Here is an 18,741-nt window from a genome sequence, read left to right as displayed (position 1 = left end):
GCAATCGGTTCACTGGATCGATTGCTCGGCTCCGCCGACCGCAACTCACCCATTCCCAATCAAAATACCGGCACCGAGCACCAGACCGCCGCCGAGCACAACCTGGAAGGCGGCGCGCAGGAATGGGGTTTCCATGTAGCGGTTCTGGATGAAGGCGATGGCCCAGAGTTCGAAGAAGACGATGATGGCGGCGGTGATCGTTGCGGTCCAGAAGTGCGGGATCAGGTAAGGCAGTGCGTGACCCAAGCCGCCGAGCGCCGTCATGATGCCGCAGGCAAGGCCGCGCTTGACCGGCGAGCCCCGGCCGGAGATCTTGCCGTCGTCGTGGGCGGCTTCGGTGAAGCCCATCGAAATGCCGGCACCGACGGAGGCGGAAAGGCCGACGAGGAAGGTCTGCCAGGTATCCTGCGTGGCGAAGGCGGCAGCGAAGATCGGCGCCAGTGTCGAGACCGAGCCGTCCATCAACCCGGCAAGACCCGGCTGCACATAGGTCAGCACGAATTGCCGATGCACCGCCTCGTTCTCGTCGCGCTTGACATCCTCGGGCGTATGTTTGTCGCCCAGCATGCGGGCGATATCTTCATGCCCCTGTTCGGCCAGTGCCAGATCACCGAGAAGTTCGCGCGTCGAGGCATCCGAGGTGCGTTTTGCCGCTTCGACGTAGAAACGGTAGGCCTGCTCCTCCATGGCTTCCGTCTCCTGCCGCATCGCATCCAGCGACAGGTTTGCCCTGAGCCAATCGGGCTTGCGCTCGTAAAAGCCCTGCACATGCTCGCGCCGGATCAGCGGAATGCGCTCGCCGAAACGCTGGCGATGGATTTCGAACAACGACTTGCGATGCGTGTCCTCGACCTCGGCCATATCCTCGAAAACCTTGGCCGAGGCCGGGAAGTCGCGGCGCAGCCTGTCGGCATAGGCGAGATAGATACGGGCATCGTCCTCCTCGGAGGCGATCGCCAGGGCAAGGATTTCCTGCTCGGACAGCGAGTCGAAAGACCGTTTCGAGGATCTGAAAAACCGCGCCAGCATGACCTTCTCCATAATTTAGAATAATTCTAAATCTAGAGAAGGCGGCGGTGACGGTCAAGGGCATGCCGCAGGCCGGCTGACAGATTGCCGCAAGCGGCACAGGCGACTTTGGCTCGCCGCCACAAACACCTATATGAGGGCTGCCGCATCACGCGGCGCCGGGGTTTATGATGGACAATGAGATTCAGGGCCGCCCAGCCCATGTCGCGGCGATCCGCGAAAGGGCGGAGGCCGAGATGAAGGCAATCGGGGTCGACGACGCCTTCATCGACAGGCTGGTCGAGACTTTTTACGGGCGCGTACTTGCCCATCCCGATCTCGGACCGGTGTTCGATGCCAGGCTTTCCGGCCGCTGGCCGGAGCATATGGAAAAGATGAAAAGCTTCTGGTCGGCCGTCGCCTTCCGCAGCGGCGCCTATGGCGGCAAGCCGGTGCAGGCGCATACCGGCGTCTCGAACCTGACGCCCGATCTCTTTCCGAAATGGCTGGCGCTGTTTGCCGCAACGCTCGACGATATCGCGCCCTCACCGGAAGCCAAGGCCTGGTTCATGGCGACGGCGGAGCGGATCGCCAAGAGCCTGACGCTGTCGCTGTTTTACAATCCTGCGCTCGACGATCCGGCAAAGAAGACGGGCTGATCTTTATTGCCTGGCCGAAAAGGTGGCGCCGGCGCTTGCGGCGACGACCAGGGCCGTCCCGGCCATCTGCAGAAGCGTCATCGGCTGAGCCAGGATGACGAAGCCTGCGAGTGCGGCGATAGCCGGTTCGAGGCTCATCAGAATGCCGAAGGAGGCTGTCGGCATCCGCCGCAAGGCGATCAGTTCCAGCGTGTAGGGCAGCAGCGGCACCAGAATGGCAAGGCCCGCCATTTCAATCAGACCATAGCCATCGAGCGCCGGCACGGCGCCGGCAAAGCCGAAGGGTGTCGCGACCAGCGCGGCAACCATCAGCGACATGGAAAGCCCTTCCAGCCCCTTGAAGCTCGCACCGATCTTTTTCGTCAGGACGATATAGATCGCCCAGCCGGTTCCCGCCCCGAGCGCAAAGAAAATACCCTCGATATTGCCAACCCAACCGTGGCCGTCATGGGCGAGCGCCAGAACGCCAAGCCCGGCAAGCAGGGGCCAGATCAGACGCCGGCCGAGGCCGTAGCCGATGGTCGCCACGGAAAGCGGACCGAGAAAATCGATCGCCACGGAAAGGCCGAGCGGAATGCGCTCGATGGCTGCGAAGAAACTCATGGTCATCAGCGCGGTCGTCGTGCCGAGAACCAGAGCACTCGTCCATTGCGCCCTGGTGTAGCTGGCGAAACGCGGCCGCACGAAGATGGCGAGAATGATGGCCGCAAAGGCGAGGCGCAGCCAAGAGGCGCCGGCCGGTCCATAGGTGGCAATGGCCGAGGAGGACAATGCCGCGCCGAACTGGATCGACGACATGGACATGAGGCACATCAGCCCGCCGGCTGCCACGCCGCCGAATGCCGCCGATCCCTCCGCGGTCAGCGTGCCCGCTCCGCCATTTGCTTTTTCTTCCATGCTCGCCCCCGATGATGCGCTCTTCCTACAAAGACGGCGTGCGAGCGACAAATTCAAACTTCTGATCCAGGCAGAAAGAGCCTTGATGCGAAATCAGCGACGGCCGGCAAGAATGACCTCTTCGGCATCCTCGAGGCTCATCTCGAAAACCTTTCTGCCGATGTCGAAGCTGAAGCCGTTGCGGGCGAAAGCCGAAAGCTCCTTGGCCTTCCGCTTTTCGTCAAGCTCGACCCGGCGGAACGGGCCGAAGGCGCGTTTGCGGGCAAATATCGCCGCGGCATAGAAATCGTCGGCCTCTCCAAGGGCAGCCTCGACCTTGTCGCTCGCGACACCCTTGGCGGCAAGCTTCTGGGCGATGGCGCGCTTCGATTTGCCGCCGCGCACGGCAGAGCGCGTGCTGATCTCGGCATAGGCGCTATCGTCGAGCACCTTGTTGTCATAGGCAAATTTGACGGCGAAAGCGGCAACGGCCTTGAGCTGCGCCGCGCTGATATCCTCGAACTTTTCCTTGGCCTTTCGGGTGATGGCGTCAAACAGCTGCTTTTCCGTCATCATCCGCCGCTCCAGGCGATAGATGGCAGAGTTGCGGGCCCAGCTCAGCATACGGGGTGTCGGGATATCGGATGGAACGGTCTCGTCGGTCATCAAGCAATCAGGCTTCCAGACCTTTGAGGACATTGGCGACGTTGAGGCCGATCTCCGGCACGCCGTAACCGCCCTCCATGCAGGTAACGACGGGCAGGCCGGCGGCGGAGATCATCTCTCCCATGCGAATGAAGTCTTCCGATTTCAGCTGGAAGAAGGAAATCGGATCGCGCTCGAACGTGTCGACGCCGAGTGCCAAAACGATCGCCTCGGCGCCGAAGGTCTTGATGCGGGCGAGTGCGTCGGCAAGCGCCGAAGACCAGACATGCCAAGGCGTGTGCGGCGGCATCGGATAGTTGCGGTTGGCCCCAGTGCCCTCCCCTTCGCCTTGCTCGTCGGCATGGCCGAGGAAATAAGGGAAAGCGTGCATGGGATCGCCGTGCAGCGAGGCGGTGAAGACATCGCCTCTGTGATAGAAGAGATCCTGGGTGCCGTTGCCATGATGGAAATCGACATCGAGCACGGCGACCTTCTGCGCGCCACGATCGAGCAGACGCTGGGCCGCCACGCCGGAATTGTTGATGAAGCAATAGCCGCCGAAGAGATCGATGCCGGCGTGATGACCGGGCGGGCGGCAGAGTGCGAAGGCGAAGCGGTTGCCGGCATTCAGCCAATCGGCGCCCGTCACCGCGCAGCGCATCGAGGCGATCGCCGCCTCATAGGAGCCCTTGGTGATCGAGGTATCGGCGGCATTGGCATAATGGCCGATCGCGCCGACGATATTGTCGGGCACGCGCTGGCTGGTGCGGCGGACCGGGAAGGAATTGGCGATCGCCTCACCGGTAAAACCGGCCGCCACCCAGCGCTCCCAGACGGTGGCGAGGAAATCGAGATAGGCGGGATCATGGACCTTTCGGGCCGTTTCCTGCCCATGCGCATCCGGCGCCACAATATCCCGGAAACCTGCTTCTTTCAGCGCCGCCAGGATCCATTCGGCCCGGAACGGCGCCTCGAAAGGCGTCACCAGTTGGCCGGCATAGAGCTCGGTCCTGGCATCGCGCAGCTTATGGTCCTCGGAATAGATGACGCGCATTTCGGATTCGTCCTCGATTTAGATTCTAGACTTACATGGCTCGGCCGCGACAAAAAAGCCGGCGCGGCGCCCTTGATCGACACGGGGGATAACTTCACCTTCCCGATGTTTGGCCCGATGTTTGGAGACCGAAGGAAATTTCCGCATGACAGTGCTGATGGTCGATGTCGACGGCGTGCTCATCCATGGCCGTCCGGCCGACGGGCTGCCCCACTTCACTTATCTGGAACGCGATCTCGGGCTGCGGCCCGACGTGCTGCAACAGGCGTTCTTCCAGACTTGCTGGGGTGACATCATCATCGGCCGCGAACCGCTGGAACCAAGGCTCGCCGGCGTGCTGGCCAAAATCGCGCCGCATCTCAGCGCCACTGTTCTGATCGACTACTGGTTCGAGAACGATTCCCGCCTCGACCACAATCTGCTGGCGGATCTCGCCAGGCTCAGGCAACGCGGCGTCACACTCTTCCTGGCGACCAACCAGGAGCACAGGCGGGCGCGCTACCTGATGGAGCAACTGGGCCTTGTCGAATATTTCGACGACATCATCTATTCCGCAGCACTCGGTCACAGCAAGCCTTCGCCCGACTTCTTCCGGCTGGCGACCGAACGTGCCGGCGTGCAGCCGCAGGAAATCGCCTTCATCGACGATATGGCGGCGAATATCGAAGCGGCGCGGCAGTTCGGGTGGAATGCGGCGCAATGGACGGCGGGCGCGACGCTGACCGGGACGCTTCCCGTATTCGCAAAATGGGCATAGGCGGCGCGGGCGCAATCAGGCGAGCCGTTTGTAGAAAAGGGTGGTGTCGCAGAAGCCGCCTTGCGGCCACAGCGCATAATCGGGGATGACGCCGACACGCTGCCAGCCGAGACGCGGGTAGATCGCCTCGGCATCGCTGCCGGTTGCCGTGTCGAGCACCAGCAGCGTCTTGCCGCATCTGACCGCCTCGCGTTCGGCCGCCTCCATCAGCAGACGGGCGAGGCCGCGCCCGCGGGCGGAACGATGCACCAGCAGCTTCTTCAGATCGCCGCGATGCGGTTGGTTCGGCATCTGCGCGGCCCCCACCTGCACCGTGCCGACAATCCGGCCCTCCAGTTCGGCGACCAGCAGCAGGCTGCCGCCGGTGGCGACCGCGTCGGCGACATCGCGCCAATAGGGCTCGGCATCGTCAGGCCCATAGGGCTGCATGAAGCCGACGGAGGCGCCGCCGGCGACGCAATCGGCAAGCACCGCCGACAGAGCCGGAATGGCGGCGCGCGCCTCCTCGGCGGAAAGGATACGAATGTCCGGCATGTTGGTCTCCTGAAATGAAGCTGTCATCGGCCGCCGCGATCGAGCACGACGCAATAACGCGCCGGCGCGTTGCCGGGATTGTGGAAGACATGGCCCTCGCCGACCGGCATGAAGAGGCAATCGCCGGGGCGCAGGCGGTAAACGGTCTCGCCCGCCGTCATCTCCAGCTCGCCGTCGAAGAGCCAGATATGCTGCGTCATGCCATGGGATGCGGCATGCGGGGGAAAGCTGACGCGGGCGCCGGGAGGGAATTCGACTTCGACGATATCGACGTCGGAGGCCGTGCCCGGCGCCGACACCGAGCGCCTGAGATAACCGGTTTCCGGATCGCGCCAGACCTGCTGCTCCTGGCGGCGGGCAAGCGGCGAGGCCTGCTCTCCCTCCTCCGCGAAGAAGGCCGACAGCGACAGGCCGAGAGCGGCACAAATCCTTGCCAGCAACGAGGCGGTCGGGCTTGCCTCCGCCCGTTCGATGCGCGAGATCATCGCCCGGCTGACGCCGGAGGCGACAGCCAGATCATCCAGCGTCAGCCCCTTTTTGAGCCGCAGCGCGCGGATGCGAAGACCGATCGCCTGTTCGAGCTGCTGTTCCATCGTTCGATTCCCGCGATTCTACTATAAGAGAAATACATTATCCGATGATGGAATCAAGCCTGTCTCGATAGGGCAGGTCGTGCCTTGCTTTCACCACTCCGGCATCGATATATGGCAGCCGAAATCGGAGGAGAGAATGATGGACGCCAGCAGCCAGAGCACGGACACGACGGGAAGCTTCACGGCTGCCGCCTGGGACCGGATCGCGCCCATCATGGCCGAGATCGAGGTGTTGCCGCTGCTGACGCGGCTTTCGGACGGCACGCTGCCGCCGGAGGTTTTCCGGCACTACATCCTGCAGGACGCGCTCTATCTGAAGCATTATGCGCGATGCCTTGCCATCGTCGCGGCCAAGGCGCCCGACAATGCGCAGGTGCTGCGCTTCCTCGGTTCGGCGCAAAAGGCGATCACCGTCGAACAGGGCCTGCATGCCGGCTTCCTCACCCAGTTCGGCATCAGCTCCGACGATGTGACGTCAGCCGAACCCTCGCCTGCCTGCTTTGCCTATACCAACTTCCTGCTCGCCACCGCCTATCACAGCTCCTATGCGGTGGCGCTGTCTGCCATCCTCCCCTGCTTCTGGATCTACTGGCACGTCGGCGAGGCGATCAAGAACCGGCCTGCGATCGCGGGCAATGCCTTCCAGGCCTGGATCAATACCTATGGCGACCCGCAATTTGCCGCCGGCGCCCGCGAGGTGATCGCGCTGACCGACATCGCCGCCCGCGCCGCATCACCGGTGGAGCGCGCTCAAATGACCGATGTCTTCGTGCGCGCCTCGCAATATGAATGGATGTTCTGGGATTCGGCCTGGCGGCTGGAGACGTGGCCGGTCTGACAAGCGTGCGACCGGCCGCAAAATAGCGTAAACAGCAGGATAATTACCGCTTTGCGGCAGGGGGCGGCGCTGCTATATGGCGCGCATGAGCACCAATTCGACCACTCCGCTATCCCATATCCGCAATTTTTCGATCGTGGCCCACATCGACCACGGCAAATCGACGCTGGCCGACCGTTTGATTCAGACGACCGGCGGCCTTGCCGAGCGCGAAATGTCCGAGCAGGTGCTCGACAATATGGATATCGAGCGCGAGCGCGGCATCACCATCAAGGCCCAGACCGTGCGCCTGCACTACCAGGCAAACAACGGCGAAAAATACATTCTCAACCTGATCGACACGCCCGGCCACGTCGACTTCGCCTATGAAGTCTCGCGCTCGCTGTCGGCCTGCGAGGGATCGCTGCTCGTCGTCGACGCCAGCCAGGGCGTCGAAGCGCAGACGCTCGCCAACGTCTATCAGGCGATCGACAACAATCACGAGCTCGTCACCGTCCTCAACAAGATCGACCTGCCGGCCGCCGAGCCCGAGCGGATCAAGGAACAGATCGAGGAAGTGATCGGCATCGACGCCTCGGAAGCCGTGCTGATCTCGGCCAAAACAGGTCTCGGCATTCCCGACGTGCTGGAAGCGATCGTCAACAAGCTGCCGGCGCCGAAGAGCCCGGGCGGCGACAAGGCGCCGTTGAAGGCGCTGCTGGTCGACAGCTGGTACGACACCTATCTCGGCGTCATGGTTCTCGTGCGCATCATCGACGGCGTGCTGACCAAGGGCCAGACGATCCGCATGATGGGCACGGATGCGAAATACCAGGTGGAGCGCGTCGGCGTGCTGACGCCGAAGATGGTCAATGTCGACAGCCTCGGCCCCGGCGAGATCGGCTTCATCACCGCCTCGATCAAGGAAGTGGCCGATACCCGCGTCGGCGACACGATCACCGAGGACAAGCGGCCGACGGCGCAGGCGCTGCCGGGCTTCAAGCCGGCGCAACCGGTGGTGTTCTGCGGCCTCTTCCCGGTCGATGCCGCCGATTTCGAAGACCTGCGCGCCGCCATGGGCAAGCTTCGCCTCAACGACGCCTCCTTCTCCTTCGAGATGGAATCGTCGGCCGCCCTCGGCTTCGGCTTCCGCTGCGGCTTCCTCGGCCTGCTGCACCTGGAAATCATCCAGGAACGGCTGGAACGCGAGTTCGACCTCGATCTGATCGCCACCGCGCCCTCCGTCGTCTACAAGATGTACATGACCGACGGCACGGAGCGCGAGCTGCACAACCCGGCCGACATGCCCGATGTCGTCAAAATCTCCGAAATCCACGAACCGTGGATCCGCGCGACGATCCTGACCCCCGACGATTATCTCGGCGGCATCCTGAAGCTCTGCCAGGACCGGCGCGGCATCCAGATCGAGCTTACCTATGTCGGCACGCGCGCCATGCTGACCTACGACCTGCCGCTCAACGAAGTCGTCTTCGATTTCTACGACCGGCTGAAATCGATCTCCAAGGGTTATGCCTCTTTCGATTATACGCTGACCGACCACCGCGAGGGCAACCTGGTGAAGATGTCGATCCTCGTCAACGGCGAGCCGGTTGACGCGCTGTCGATGATGGTGCACCGGACCGCTGCCGAAAAGCGCGGCCGCGACATGTGCGAGAAGCTCAAGGAGCTGATCCCGAAGCACATGTTCAAGATCCCGATCCAGGCGGCGATCGGCGGCAACGTCATCGCCCGCGAAACGATCTCGGCGCTGCGCAAGGACGTGACGGCGAAATGCTACGGCGGCGACGCCACCCGCAAGCGCAAGCTGCTCGACAAACAGAAGGCCGGCAAGAAGCGCATGCGCCAGTTCGGCAAGGTCGAGATTCCGCAGGAAGCGTTTATTGCAGCACTGAAGATGGGCGACGAATAACGCTTCTCAATGAGATTTTATGCGCATATGATCTGCGCATAAAATTGAGGAGATCGTTATGGCGCAGCAGACGAGAAAAGCAGCGAACCTGTCTCTTGACGAAGGCCTCGTCTCTCAGGCGCGCGAACTCAAGATCAATATATCCCGGGCGGCGGAAGATGGGATCGCGCAGGCTATAAAAGCCGAGCGCGAGCGGCTGTGGCGTATCGAGAACGCCGAGGCGATCCGGCTGGAAAACGAATATGTTGAAAAGCACGGCTTGCCGTTCGCCAAGTATCGTCAGTTTTAATGGCCCGCTTCCACGTCTATCGCCTTAAAGGCGGAAATCTCCTGGCCATCGATCTACAAGCCAATCTGCTTGACGACCTGCCTTCGCGAGTCATGATTCCCTTGCATCCGGTGCACGAGCTGAGCTGGTCGATCTCGCGGCTGAACCCACGCTTTCCCATAGAGGGGGAAACCTATGTCATGGCCACTCAGCGCATGGCATCGGTCCCGGTCGCTGAAATCGGAGGCGTCGTCGCGAATCTTACCACCGACAGCGACCGCATCGTGGCCGCCGTCGATTTTCTCTTCCAGGGTTTCTGAAATCAACGCTGCACGCTTTTAGGCATCATGGCTCTAGCTATCGGCCACCAGAGCCCTTCGCGGAGTCTCGGAAATCCGCCGGCAATGCAGAAGATATTCCGCAGAGCGATTGTCATCGCTCCATGCATCTGTCTGCGGAATTTCCCGCCATCCGCTCAGGGTGGGATCGCGAACCATCCGGTTTTCGCCCGCATCGACAAACGGCGCTGTCTGCATCTCGATCCGTTCGATGATCCAATCATGGATCATGTCGGGTGCGTCACCGGAATGGCTGATCTGCTCGAAATAGAAGAACGGGTCGATCCCTATATACACACGGCCTTCCAGCCATGTTCCCGGGCGCACGTCCTCGGGCGGCGGCGCATTTTGAAATGCGGCTATTCCGAAATCCATAGCCCACCAATCTTCGGATATGTGGGTGACACGCCCGCGGGCCTGATAGAACGATCCGCTCTCCCGCCGCATGAAAGCATCACCGCGATGCTCGGCAACCCTCAACGACGTTTCATTGTAGAATTCCAGGGCAAAAGGCGCTCGCTGCCCCTTTTGGAATTCACCGTAGTTTCCATCTTGGATGATCCAGGCCGAAAGACCGACGGCTAGTTCATTCAACACCCTTATTATCTCCGGATTGGTTTCTACGACCCATATACTCCTTCACCAGCCCCTCATAGGCGTCCATTGCGGGCAGCGCTTCGTAGCTGTACACCGCACCCGTCTCGGCAAAAGACAGCTTCTCGCGCGTCCATGTCTCGATGAAGGGCGTAAACCAGCTGGGATCATCCAGCATGGTTGCGCGCAGATTGACGAACCAATCCATGCCTTCCGGCCGGGTGAACATCCAGCTCATGCAATGCGGGCAGAAGTAATGCTTGGTGACGCCGTGCAGACCGCCGATCACCGGCTCGCCTTTGGTGACCTCGAAGCCTTCGCTGGGGATGGCGGCGCTCAGCGAATAGGCGCTCGCGGTCATCCTCTGGCAGCCCGTGCAATGGCAGGCCATGGTCAGCAGCGGCGCAGCGCTGATCTTCAACCGCACCCGGCCGCAGCGGCAGCCGCCTTCCATGGGTAGCTTCAGTCCGCTCATGATTTTCCTCCCGTTTTGCCTTCTCATCTAGCGGAATGATCGCCGCTGTCGAGGTGGCGGGATAGCGAAGCGCCTATCGGATGCGGGCCGGATTGCCGACCACGGTTACACCGGCAGGCACATCCTTCGTCACCACGGCGCCGGCGCCGACGATCGCACGCTCGCCGATCGTCACGCCGCCGAGGACGATCGCACCGCCGCCGATCCAGACGTCGGGCCCGATCGTGACCGGCCGGGCGATCTCGATGCCCTGGCTGCGAAGCGCTGCATCCCTGTGATGCTCGGCGCAATAGATCTGCACGCCGGGGCCGAACATGGTGCGGTCGCCGATAGTCACCCGGCCGGAATCGAGGATGGTGCAGCCGGCATTGAAATAGACGCGCTCGCCGAGAACGATATTGATGCCGTAGGAGCAGTGAAACGGCGCCTCGATGAAGACATCCTGCGCCGTTCCGGCAAAGAGCGCCCGCAGGGCCGGCGCCAGCGCACCGCGTTGGTCCGGCGGCAGCGTATTGTGCGCGTGGACGGCCAAGCGCGCCTGCCGGCGCAAGAGATCGAGCGCGTCATCGAGGCAGCAATACCATTCACCCGCCGCCATCTTCTCGCGTTCGCTTGCCGGCATCGCGTCGCCTCTCACGCGGAAGCCTCAGTCAGCGACGCGATCTCCTGGCGCTCGATCAGGTTGACCCATGCACGGGCAATGGCAAGGCCAGCGGCATCGGCAGCATCGCCATGCCTTGCCGCCAGTTCGGCATGGTTTTCCAGCCAGCCGGGGGCGATGCGCGCGATCGTCTCGGGGAAATCGGCCTTCCACTCCGCGACGACGCTTGTGTTGGCCTCGAAATGAAACTGGGTGCCATAGACGGCGCGGCCGATGCGGAAGGCCTGGTTCTCGGCGACGGGGCTGGTGGCGAGACGGACGGCGCCTTCCGGCAGGGTAAAGGTATCGGCATGCCATTCGAAGATGGTGAATTCGCCGCCGAGCGCCTGTAGCAGCGGATCGGCCCGCCCCTCGCGGGTGACCCCGATGTTATGCCAGCCGAACTCGCGGGCAGCGTCCAGCAGATTGTCGGCGCCATAGGCACGGGCGAGGATCTGGCTACCGAGACAGATGCCGAGCACGGCCCTGCCGGCATCGCCGAAACGGCGCGCCAGCCGGGCGAGTTCCGGCAGGTAGGGATGCGCCTCGTCATCCAGGGCGCTCTGCTCGCCGCCGAGGACAACGAGCGCGTCATGCCTGGATATGTCCTGCGGCAGGATGCCATCCTGCCAGACGCGAAACCACTCGAGGTCGGCTCCCGCCTCGTCCAGCGCTCTGGCGAGCGCACCGAGACCGGTATTGCGCATATTTTCGACGACAGCGACTCGCATGGGCTTTTCCCGGCTGGTGACGACGGGAAGAGACCATGCCGGAGAACGGCGCGCAAGATGCTTAAGCGCGCCATTGCATGGGCGCGCTGCAAAGGCTTAAATCCATGCAAACGAAAGGAACCATCATGACCGAAAAAGCCCGCGTCTCGATCCTCTACTGCACCCAGTGCAACTGGCTGCTGCGCGCCGCCTGGATGGCGCAGGAGCTGCTGCACACTTTTTCCGACAGTCTCGGCGAGGTGGCGCTGATCCCCGGCACCGGCGGCAATTTCGAGATCCGCGTCAATGGCGATCTCATCTGGGAACGCAAGCGCGACGGCGGCTTTCCCGGGCCGAAGGAGCTAAAGCAGCGCGTCCGCGACATCGTCGAGCCCGGCCGCGATCTCGGCCATGTCGACCGCGCCTCGCTGGAAAGCTGATCAGGGCTCAGCGCCAGCGCGAGCGGGCTCAGCGCTAGCGCGAGCGGCGTCAGCGATAGGGCGAGCGGCAGACCCGATAGACGCCTTCATAGGTGAGAAAGTGATCCGTCCTCGGATTGTAGGAGCGGTATTCATTGGTGCACCAGGCGATATGCTTGTTCGGAGCCTTCGGCTGAATCCTTTGCACCGGCGGCGGATCATAGGTCAGCTGCGGCCGCCCGGCCGCGCCCGGCAGGTAATAGGTCGGCCCCGTCGCGCCGCGCGGCCGGTAATTCGGCTGGATATAGGCGGGGCGATGCCATTGCTGCGGCCCGAAACCGAAGCAACCGCGAAAATCGCAAAGCGTCGATCCAGTGTTGAGCGGCCCGACCCCCGGCTTGCCCAGCTTCAGCGAATCAGCAGCTGCCATGGCGGGCGCGAGACCGGCTAAAAGACCGGCAAGCAACAGGGTGCGGGAGATGGGCATGCGGCATTCCTTTCGATATTTCCTTTATATAGGGCGTGCCGACTGGAGCGCTATGCCTGGCTTCCGGCCGTTCGCCGCCGGCGGCCGGCTGCTTTTTCGTCAACTGTCAGAAAAACTTCAAAAACCCAGTTGACAGTCAGAAGCCGCCCCCTTACATCGCTCTCCGTCGCCCAGATGGCGGAATTGGTAGACGCGCCAGCTTCAGGTGCTGGTACCCGAAAGGGTGTGGAGGTTCGAGTCCTCTTCTGGGCACCATTCCCGTTTCAGGCCGCCAAAAGCGGCCCAGAAACAACCCCAAAGAAGCCCGGTCTACCGGGTTTTTTTATTGTCTCCATCCAGACACTTGGTTGGCATTAAAATCAAATAATGCCCCGAGCCAAGGCCAATGGGTCGACGTCCGTCACGCGGCCATATGGGGCGACGTCTTCCGGCTGTCGGGAATAACGGTTAGAACCCCCATACCGGCTTCCCTGGCGGCGCTGAGGAGCATTTCCCGGAGTTCGTCCATCCCGATCTGGCCGATGATGGCATCGGCGCAAGCCTTCACGGCGACGACATATTCCTCTCCGTCTTCAAACGGCCAATCCACCATCAGCACCTCGGCGGCGTCGCGCAGCGTCCTGACGATCCTGCGTTTGTGCCGGCCACCGAGAAAGAGAACAAGAGGCGCAAAATCCGCCGATGTGTTCCATTGCATGGCACTTTCTCCCCAAAGGTTAGAATATTAGTAACAATGCAAGAAGCGTGCCGTCAACCGGTCGAGGCGCTTTCTGGAGGTCTCGTTCCATCCACCCGAGCACCCGCAGAGACTTTCGCGAAGTGGCCTTCACAACGTGCGAGCTTCGGCCGCGCTGGCAGCGGTCGACGGTGTTCTAATGCCGGTTACAGCGTTGCCGTCGGCACCGCATCCACTAAATCCGCAGGCCGGTTCCAGCGCTGCAAGCCTCGCACAAGAACGAAATCGGATAACGGGACAAGGATGAAATACTCTCGTTCCGTCTGAAAGGAGCCCGGGCGGCTCAAAGAGGAGCGGAAAGCTTGACTAGACACTCTGGAGTTCGCTTGGGATGAAAGTCGTAATTCTCGCCGGTGGCCTTGGCTCTCGTCTTGCCGAGGAAACCAGTATCCGCCCCAAGCCTCTCGTCGAAATCGGCGGCATGCCGATCCTCTGGCACATCATGAACATCTATGCCCATCACGGGCTCGATGATTTCATTATCTGCGCCGGCTACAAGGGCTATATGATCAAGGAATATTTCGTAAACCTTGTTCTGCACCACAGCGACATCACCGTCGATCTCGGCGCCAACAGCATCAACTATCACGGCGGCAAACGACCGAACTGGCGCGTGACCGTGGTCGATACCGGCATGCATTCGATGACTGGCGGCCGTCTCGGGCGCATTCGCGACCATCTGACACCAGGCGAACCCTTCTGCATGACTTATGGCGACGGCGTCGGCGACATCGACATTGCCGCGGAAGTCGCCTTCCATCGCAATCATGGCCTGAAGGCGACGATGTGCGCGGTAACCCCGCCCGGACGTTACGGCGCCACGAATATCGAAGGCCAGTTCATCACCTCCTTCGTGGAGAAGCCGAGGGGCGACGGCCAACGCATCAACGGCGGCTTCTTCGTGCTCGACCCTTCCGTGGTCGACCTCATCCCAAGCGACGACACGATTTGGGAAGCCGGGCCGCTGGAGTGGCTTGCCGCCAACAACCAGCTTGCCGCCTTCAAGCATGACGGCTTCTGGCAGCCGATGGATACGCTGCGCGAGCGCACCCATCTGGAAGAACTCTGGAATTCCGGAAAGGCGCCGTGGAAGCTATGGGCCTGACGGACTTCTGGAAAGGACGGCGGGTTTTCCTCACCGGGCACACGGGCTTCAAGGGCTCCTGGCTTTCCCTGTGGCTGGAGCGGCTCGGCGCAGAGGTCACCGCGGTGTCGCTGGCGCCCGAGACCGAACCGTCGCTCTACCGCAAACTCGCTCCCTGGGACGATCGCGGTCATCATATCGTCGATATCCGCGACGCTGAGGCGCTTCTTGCTGTCTCCAGGCGTTTCGAGCCGGAAATCGTCATCCATATGGCCGCGCAGGCGCTGGTACGGCGCTCCTACGAGAATCCAGCCGAGACCTTCTCGACCAACGTCATGGGAACGGCAAATGTTCTCGATACCATCAGACAAACGCCCACGGTCAAGACCGTGCTCGTCATCACCTCGGACAAGGTCTATGCGAATAACGGCAGCGGTATCCCGTTCGTCGAGACCGATATACTCGGCGGCAAGGATCCCTACAGCAATTCCAAGGCCTGCACCGAGCTCGTCTGCCAGAGCTACCGCGACAGTTTCTTCAAAGGGCGCGATCTCAGGCTCGCCACGGTGCGCGCCGGCAACGTCATCGGCGGCGGCGACTGGTCCAGAGACCGGCTGATCCCCGATTTCATCCGCGCCTTTGAAAGCAATCAACCGATCCTGCTGCGCTATCCCGAAGCGATCCGTCCCTGGCAACATGTGCTGGAACCGCTCGGCGGTTATCTCAGCTTCGCGCAGGCGCTGACCGAGAAGCGTGGCCGCGATCTGCCGGATGCGTTGAATTTCGGTCCGCATCCCGAAAGCTTCGCCACCGTTTCCGAACTTGCAGAGGCGCTCGGACGCGCACACCGCGTCAAAGACGTGTGGCGGCTGGCGCCCGGCGAACATCTGCCGGAAGCGCCAGCGCTGACGCTGAGTTCGGCGCTGGCGCTCGACACCATCGGCTGGCGCCCGCGTCTCAGCCTGCAACAGACAATCGACTGGACAGCCGCCTGGTACAAGGCCAACCGCGAGGGAGCCGACATGCGCGCCTTCTCGCTCGGCCAGATCGCGGCCTATGAGGAAGCAATATCATGACAGCGCATAATTGCCGGTTCTGCAACGCCCCGCTGATGCATCGTTTCGTCGATCTGGGCTCGACGCCGCTCGCCAATGCCTATCTGACGGAAGAGCAGTTGAAGCAGCCGGAGCCTTCCTATCCGCTGCGCGCCTTCGTCTGCTCCGAATGCTGGCTGGTGCAGGCAGACGCCTTCGTGCCGCCGGAAGATATCTTCAGCCACTACGCCTATTTCTCTTCCTACAGCGACAGCTGGGTGGAGCACGCCCGCCAGTTCACCGTCATGGCGCGCAAGCGCTTCGGTCTCAGCGAGGCATCGCAGGTGATCGAGGTGGCGAGCAATGACGGCTATCTCCTCAAGCATTTCGTCGAGGCCGGCGTGCCGGTGCTCGGCATCGAGCCGGCCGAGAACGTCGCCGATGTGGCGCGACAGATCGGCGTTCCCACGGAAGCGCGCTTCTTCGGCAAGGAAACGGCTGCCGATCTCGTCTCCCGCAGCCTCGCCGCCGATATTGTCATCGGCAACAACGTGCTGGCGCACGTGCCTGACATTAACGACTTCGTCGGTGGGCTCTCTGGCGTTCTGAAACCGGATGGCGTCGTCAGCGTCGAATTCCCGCATCTGCTGCGGCTGATGGAAAATATCCAGTTCGACACCGTCTATCACGAGCACTTTTATTATCTGTCGCTGCTGGCCGTCGAGAAGGTTTTTGCCGCGCATGGCCTCAAGGTGTTCGACGTGGAGGAATTGCCGACCCATGGCGGCAGCCTGCGTGTGCTCGCCTGCCGCACGACATCGGCCGCTCATCCGACCGGCGCCGGCGTCGCCAAAGTGCGCGCCGACGAGGCGGCGGCCGGCTTCGACACGGTCGAAACCTACGAGGCCTTCCAGAGTCGCGTGGCGCCGATCAAGGATGGATTGCTGGCGTTCCTCAAGGAAGCCAAACGCGGCGGCAAGACGGTCGCGGCCTATGGCGCTGCTGCCAAGGGCAATACACTGCTGAATTTCTGCGGCGTCGGCACCGACCTCATCGATTACGTCGTCGACCGCAACCCGCACAAGCAGGGACATTACCTGCCGGGCAGCAAGCTGCCGATCTACGCGCCGGAAAAAATGGATGAGACGAAGCCGGACTACGTTCTTATCCTGCCGTGGAATATCAAGAACGAAGTCGTGGCGGCCAATGACAGGGTCGGCGCCTGGGGCGGACGCTTCGCCGTGGCGGTGCCGGAACTGACGGTGATCGGATGAAATTCGTTGCGACCGCGGTTTCGGGTGCTTTTGTCGTGGAAGTCGACGCGCGCTCCGACGAACGCGGACTGTTCGCGCGAACTTTCGATGCCAGAAGCTTTGCCGACCGCGGTCTGGCGCCTGTCTACCCGCAGTGCAATATCTCGCAGAACCACAAGCGCGGGACATTGCGCGGCATGCATTACCAAGCCGATCCCCGGCCGGAGATCAAGCTGGTGCGCGCCACGCGCGGCAGAGTCTTCGACGTGGCGCTCGATCTGAGGCGGGATTCGCCGACCTATCTCCAATGGGCCTCGGTCGAGCTCGATGCTATCAGACACAATGCCTTCTACATTCCCGCCGGCTGCGCACACGGCTTCCTGACGCTCGAGGACGATTGCGAACTCTTCTATCAGATGTCGGAAGTCTATGTGCCGGAGCTTGCCCGCGGCGTCCGCTGGGACGATGCCGCCTTTTCCATCGCCTGGCCGTTCACGCCGAGCGTCATCAGCGAGCGCGACGCGGCACTTGAAAGCTACGGCCAGGAGAAAGCCTTTTGAGCGGCATCAAACTCAGCATCTGCATCCCGACATACAATCGCGAAGCCTATCTCAGAAACGCGCTCACCTATTGCCGCAATGACTATAAGTTCGACTTTCCTTTCGAGATCGTCATCTGCGACAACGCCTCCACGGATGGCACTCAGCAGGTTGTCGAGGAGTTCATCGGTCGCGGATTACCGATCCGCTATTGCAGGCGTGAGGTCAATGCGGGTGCCAGCGCTAATGTCACGAGTGCTCTGCGCCTCGGCAGGGGTGAATATCTTATCTATCTCGCCGACGACGACATGCTGATTGCGGATGCGGTCGCCGATACGGTCAAATATCTCGATCAGAACCGTGAGGTAACCTGCGCCCACGCGCCCTGGTTCCTTTATGACGAAGTCGCCAAAAACGACATCACGAAATTCTACAATGTCGAGGAGGACCGGAAGTTTGCGCATGGCAGCTTCACCGAGGTCTTCCAATATATCTTCGAACGCAACATCTTTCCGGAAATCGCCATCTACCGCGCGTCGGCCCTGCGGTCGGCCTGGATCCCGCGGGATATCTGCTTCTATCCGTTCCCGTTCCTCGCGCATTTCCTCGATCAGGGCGCGGTCACCTTCCTGCAGCGGCCGTTCTATCGCTCCATCGCCAATTCGGCGATCGTTCGCGATCGGCCGCAGGAAGGCACCAACGACGTCATGACGAGCTGGGACCGGTATCGCGGCGGGCTTGAATATTTCCTCTATACCGGGGTCAGGCGCGGGGCCGTGAACCTGACGCCCGAGACACGTCTCAAGTATGAGGAGATGTGCAGGATTTTCACGCTCAACCGCATGGCAGTCGCCTTCCGCTTCTGGGCAGAGCGCAAGAACTTCATCAAGGCCTACGAGCTCTATACCCGCATCATGTGGGGTGGGATGCTCGATCACCCGGAAATCCGCCCCTTCCGCGAAGGGCTGCCGCTGATGGTCGCCATTCAGACGCTGGTCAGCGAAGTGAATTCGGCGATCGGGATCAACACGCTGCTTCTCGCCGGTTTCACGGAGATCCCGGCGCTCGAAAATCTGATGCGGGAACTCGGGCTGAGCGAAAAGGTGAAGGTGACAAAGGAACTCAGCGACAGTCCGGTGGAAAGCACTGCCGTCTTCGTCAGCGTCGAACGTGATCGAGAATATTTCGTAGCACTCGGCTACCTGCCCAATCTCGTGTTGCACGAGCACGATCTCGCCCGGCACATCATCATGTGAGCCTCGCGCCAGTTTCAAAAACTAGGGTCATGGCA

General features: G+C 61.8%; 24 protein-coding genes and 1 tRNA gene. 13 read left to right on the top strand and 12 right to left on the bottom strand.

The window, feature by feature from the left end; genetic code table 11:
- Positions 1 to 45: 45 nt before the first annotated feature.
- A complete protein-coding gene (gene mbfA, locus CO666_RS12675) occupies positions 46 to 1,029 on the bottom strand; it encodes an iron exporter MbfA (protein WP_085735703.1) in 984 nt (327 codons plus the stop codon).
- A gap of 170 nt (positions 1,030 to 1,199) precedes the next feature.
- Here mbfA and CO666_RS12670 point away from each other — a divergent pair, with 170 nt between their 5' ends.
- Complete coding sequence (locus CO666_RS12670) at positions 1,200 to 1,667, top strand: group III truncated hemoglobin (RefSeq protein WP_097612566.1); 468 nt, start codon at positions 1,200 to 1,202, stop codon at positions 1,665 to 1,667.
- A 3-nt stretch (positions 1,668 to 1,670) separates the two neighbouring features.
- Here CO666_RS12670 and CO666_RS12665 read toward each other — a convergent pair whose 3' ends face one another.
- From CO666_RS12665 to CO666_RS12655, 3 genes are all read right to left on the bottom strand, one after another.
- On the bottom strand, positions 1,671 to 2,564 hold the full coding sequence (locus CO666_RS12665) for an EamA family transporter (protein ID WP_097612463.1): 894 nt from the start codon (positions 2,562 to 2,564) through the stop codon (positions 1,671 to 1,673).
- A 93-nt stretch (positions 2,565 to 2,657) separates the two neighbouring features.
- Entirely contained in the window at positions 2,658 to 3,209 is a 552-nt protein-coding gene (gene recX, locus CO666_RS12660; protein ID WP_097612462.1) for a recombination regulator RecX, read from the bottom strand.
- Positions 3,210 to 3,216: 7 nt separating this feature from the next.
- Complete coding sequence (locus CO666_RS12655) at positions 3,217 to 4,242, bottom strand: histone deacetylase family protein (RefSeq protein WP_097612461.1); 1,026 nt, start codon at positions 4,240 to 4,242, stop codon at positions 3,217 to 3,219.
- Positions 4,243 to 4,387: 145 nt separating this feature from the next.
- Here CO666_RS12655 and CO666_RS12650 point away from each other — a divergent pair, with 145 nt between their 5' ends.
- A complete protein-coding gene (locus tag CO666_RS12650; RefSeq protein WP_097612460.1) occupies positions 4,388 to 4,999 on the top strand; it encodes an HAD family hydrolase in 612 nt (203 codons plus the stop codon).
- Between the two features lie 15 nt (positions 5,000 to 5,014).
- On the opposite strand, the gene CO666_RS12645 is transcribed toward CO666_RS12650, so the two are convergent.
- Positions 5,015 to 5,533: a GNAT family N-acetyltransferase gene (locus CO666_RS12645; RefSeq protein ID WP_097612459.1), complete on the bottom strand. Its 519-nt coding sequence runs from the start codon at positions 5,531 to 5,533 to the stop codon at positions 5,015 to 5,017.
- A 23-nt stretch (positions 5,534 to 5,556) separates the two neighbouring features.
- Complete coding sequence (locus tag CO666_RS12640; RefSeq protein WP_097612458.1) at positions 5,557 to 6,126, bottom strand: helix-turn-helix domain-containing protein; 570 nt, start codon at positions 6,124 to 6,126, stop codon at positions 5,557 to 5,559.
- Between the two features lie 139 nt (positions 6,127 to 6,265).
- On the opposite strand from CO666_RS12640, the gene tenA reads away from it, so the two are divergent.
- From tenA to CO666_RS12620, 4 genes are all read left to right on the top strand, one after another.
- The gene (gene tenA / locus CO666_RS12635) at positions 6,266 to 6,964 is read left to right on the top strand and encodes a thiaminase II (RefSeq protein ID WP_097612565.1); all 699 of its coding nucleotides are present in this window, start codon (positions 6,266 to 6,268) and stop codon (positions 6,962 to 6,964) included.
- Positions 6,965 to 7,040: 76 nt separating this feature from the next.
- Positions 7,041 to 8,873: a translation elongation factor 4 gene (gene lepA / locus CO666_RS12630; RefSeq protein ID WP_097612457.1), complete on the top strand. Its 1,833-nt coding sequence runs from the start codon at positions 7,041 to 7,043 to the stop codon at positions 8,871 to 8,873.
- A 58-nt stretch (positions 8,874 to 8,931) separates the two neighbouring features.
- Entirely contained in the window at positions 8,932 to 9,162 is a 231-nt protein-coding gene (locus tag CO666_RS12625; RefSeq protein ID WP_097612456.1) for a type II toxin-antitoxin system CcdA family antitoxin, read from the top strand.
- Positions 9,162 to 9,461: a CcdB family protein gene (locus tag CO666_RS12620; protein ID WP_097612455.1), complete on the top strand. Its 300-nt coding sequence runs from the start codon at positions 9,162 to 9,164 to the stop codon at positions 9,459 to 9,461. Before CO666_RS12625 ends, CO666_RS12620 begins: the two co-directional genes overlap by 1 nt.
- Before the next feature lie 33 nt (positions 9,462 to 9,494).
- Here CO666_RS12620 and CO666_RS12615 read toward each other — a convergent pair whose 3' ends face one another.
- The 4 genes from CO666_RS12615 to CO666_RS12600 all read right to left on the bottom strand — a co-directional run bounded on the left by CO666_RS12615 (position 9,495) and on the right by CO666_RS12600 (position 11,919).
- Entirely contained in the window at positions 9,495 to 10,076 is a 582-nt protein-coding gene (locus tag CO666_RS12615) for a hypothetical protein (RefSeq protein WP_143540292.1), read from the bottom strand.
- Positions 10,066 to 10,548, bottom strand: coding sequence for a GFA family protein (locus tag CO666_RS12610; RefSeq protein WP_097612453.1), 483 nt, complete (start codon positions 10,546 to 10,548; stop codon positions 10,066 to 10,068). Before CO666_RS12610 ends, CO666_RS12615 begins: the two co-directional genes overlap by 11 nt.
- Positions 10,549 to 10,621: 73 nt before the next feature.
- The gene (locus CO666_RS12605) at positions 10,622 to 11,170 is read right to left on the bottom strand and encodes a sugar O-acetyltransferase (protein WP_097612452.1); all 549 of its coding nucleotides are present in this window, start codon (positions 11,168 to 11,170) and stop codon (positions 10,622 to 10,624) included.
- Between the two features lie 11 nt (positions 11,171 to 11,181).
- On the bottom strand, positions 11,182 to 11,919 hold the full coding sequence (locus CO666_RS12600; protein ID WP_097612451.1) for a type 1 glutamine amidotransferase: 738 nt from the start codon (positions 11,917 to 11,919) through the stop codon (positions 11,182 to 11,184).
- A gap of 125 nt (positions 11,920 to 12,044) precedes the next feature.
- Between CO666_RS12600 and CO666_RS12595 the strand changes: the two genes are divergently transcribed.
- Positions 12,045 to 12,338 carry an Rdx family protein gene (locus tag CO666_RS12595; RefSeq protein ID WP_071084390.1) on the top strand — a complete coding sequence of 98 codons (294 nt, stop codon included), beginning with the start codon at positions 12,045 to 12,047 and terminating at the stop codon, positions 12,336 to 12,338.
- A 49-nt stretch (positions 12,339 to 12,387) separates the two neighbouring features.
- On the opposite strand, the gene CO666_RS12590 is transcribed toward CO666_RS12595, so the two are convergent.
- Positions 12,388 to 12,804, bottom strand: a complete 417-nt coding sequence (locus CO666_RS12590; RefSeq protein ID WP_097612450.1) for a BA14K family protein — start codon at positions 12,802 to 12,804, stop codon at positions 12,388 to 12,390.
- A gap of 168 nt (positions 12,805 to 12,972) precedes the next feature.
- Here CO666_RS12590 and CO666_RS12585 point away from each other — a divergent pair.
- Positions 12,973 to 13,059: transfer RNA gene (locus CO666_RS12585), tRNA-Leu, on the top strand.
- Positions 13,060 to 13,204: 145 nt separating this feature from the next.
- Here CO666_RS12585 and CO666_RS12580 read toward each other — a convergent pair.
- Positions 13,205 to 13,501: a DUF982 domain-containing protein gene (locus CO666_RS12580; RefSeq protein ID WP_097612449.1), complete on the bottom strand. Its 297-nt coding sequence runs from the start codon at positions 13,499 to 13,501 to the stop codon at positions 13,205 to 13,207.
- A 370-nt stretch (positions 13,502 to 13,871) separates the two neighbouring features.
- Here CO666_RS12580 and rfbF point away from each other — a divergent pair, with 370 nt between their 5' ends.
- From rfbF to CO666_RS12555, 5 genes are read left to right on the top strand one after another with little or no spacing between them, the layout of a single operon-like run.
- Positions 13,872 to 14,645, top strand: a complete 774-nt coding sequence (gene rfbF, locus CO666_RS12575; protein ID WP_097612448.1) for a glucose-1-phosphate cytidylyltransferase — start codon at positions 13,872 to 13,874, stop codon at positions 14,643 to 14,645.
- Positions 14,636 to 15,700, top strand: coding sequence for a CDP-glucose 4,6-dehydratase (gene rfbG / locus CO666_RS12570; RefSeq protein ID WP_097612447.1), 1,065 nt, complete (start codon positions 14,636 to 14,638; stop codon positions 15,698 to 15,700). Before rfbF ends, rfbG begins: the two co-directional genes overlap by 10 nt.
- Positions 15,697 to 16,932: a class I SAM-dependent methyltransferase gene (locus tag CO666_RS12565; RefSeq protein WP_097612446.1), complete on the top strand. Its 1,236-nt coding sequence runs from the start codon at positions 15,697 to 15,699 to the stop codon at positions 16,930 to 16,932. Before rfbG ends, CO666_RS12565 begins: the two co-directional genes overlap by 4 nt.
- A complete protein-coding gene (rfbC, locus tag CO666_RS12560) occupies positions 16,929 to 17,471 on the top strand; it encodes a dTDP-4-dehydrorhamnose 3,5-epimerase (RefSeq protein ID WP_097612445.1) in 543 nt (180 codons plus the stop codon). The genes CO666_RS12565 and rfbC overlap by 4 nt, the downstream gene beginning before the upstream one ends.
- Positions 17,468 to 18,706, top strand: a complete 1,239-nt coding sequence (locus tag CO666_RS12555) for a glycosyltransferase family 2 protein (protein WP_097612444.1) — start codon at positions 17,468 to 17,470, stop codon at positions 18,704 to 18,706. The genes rfbC and CO666_RS12555 overlap by 4 nt, the downstream gene beginning before the upstream one ends.
- Positions 18,707 to 18,741 lie beyond the last annotated feature (35 nt).

This window comes from Rhizobium chutanense, assembly GCF_002531935.1.
Classification (GTDB): domain Bacteria; phylum Pseudomonadota; class Alphaproteobacteria; order Rhizobiales; family Rhizobiaceae; genus Rhizobium; species Rhizobium chutanense.
This window is presented reverse-complemented; position numbering and strand designations above follow the sequence as displayed.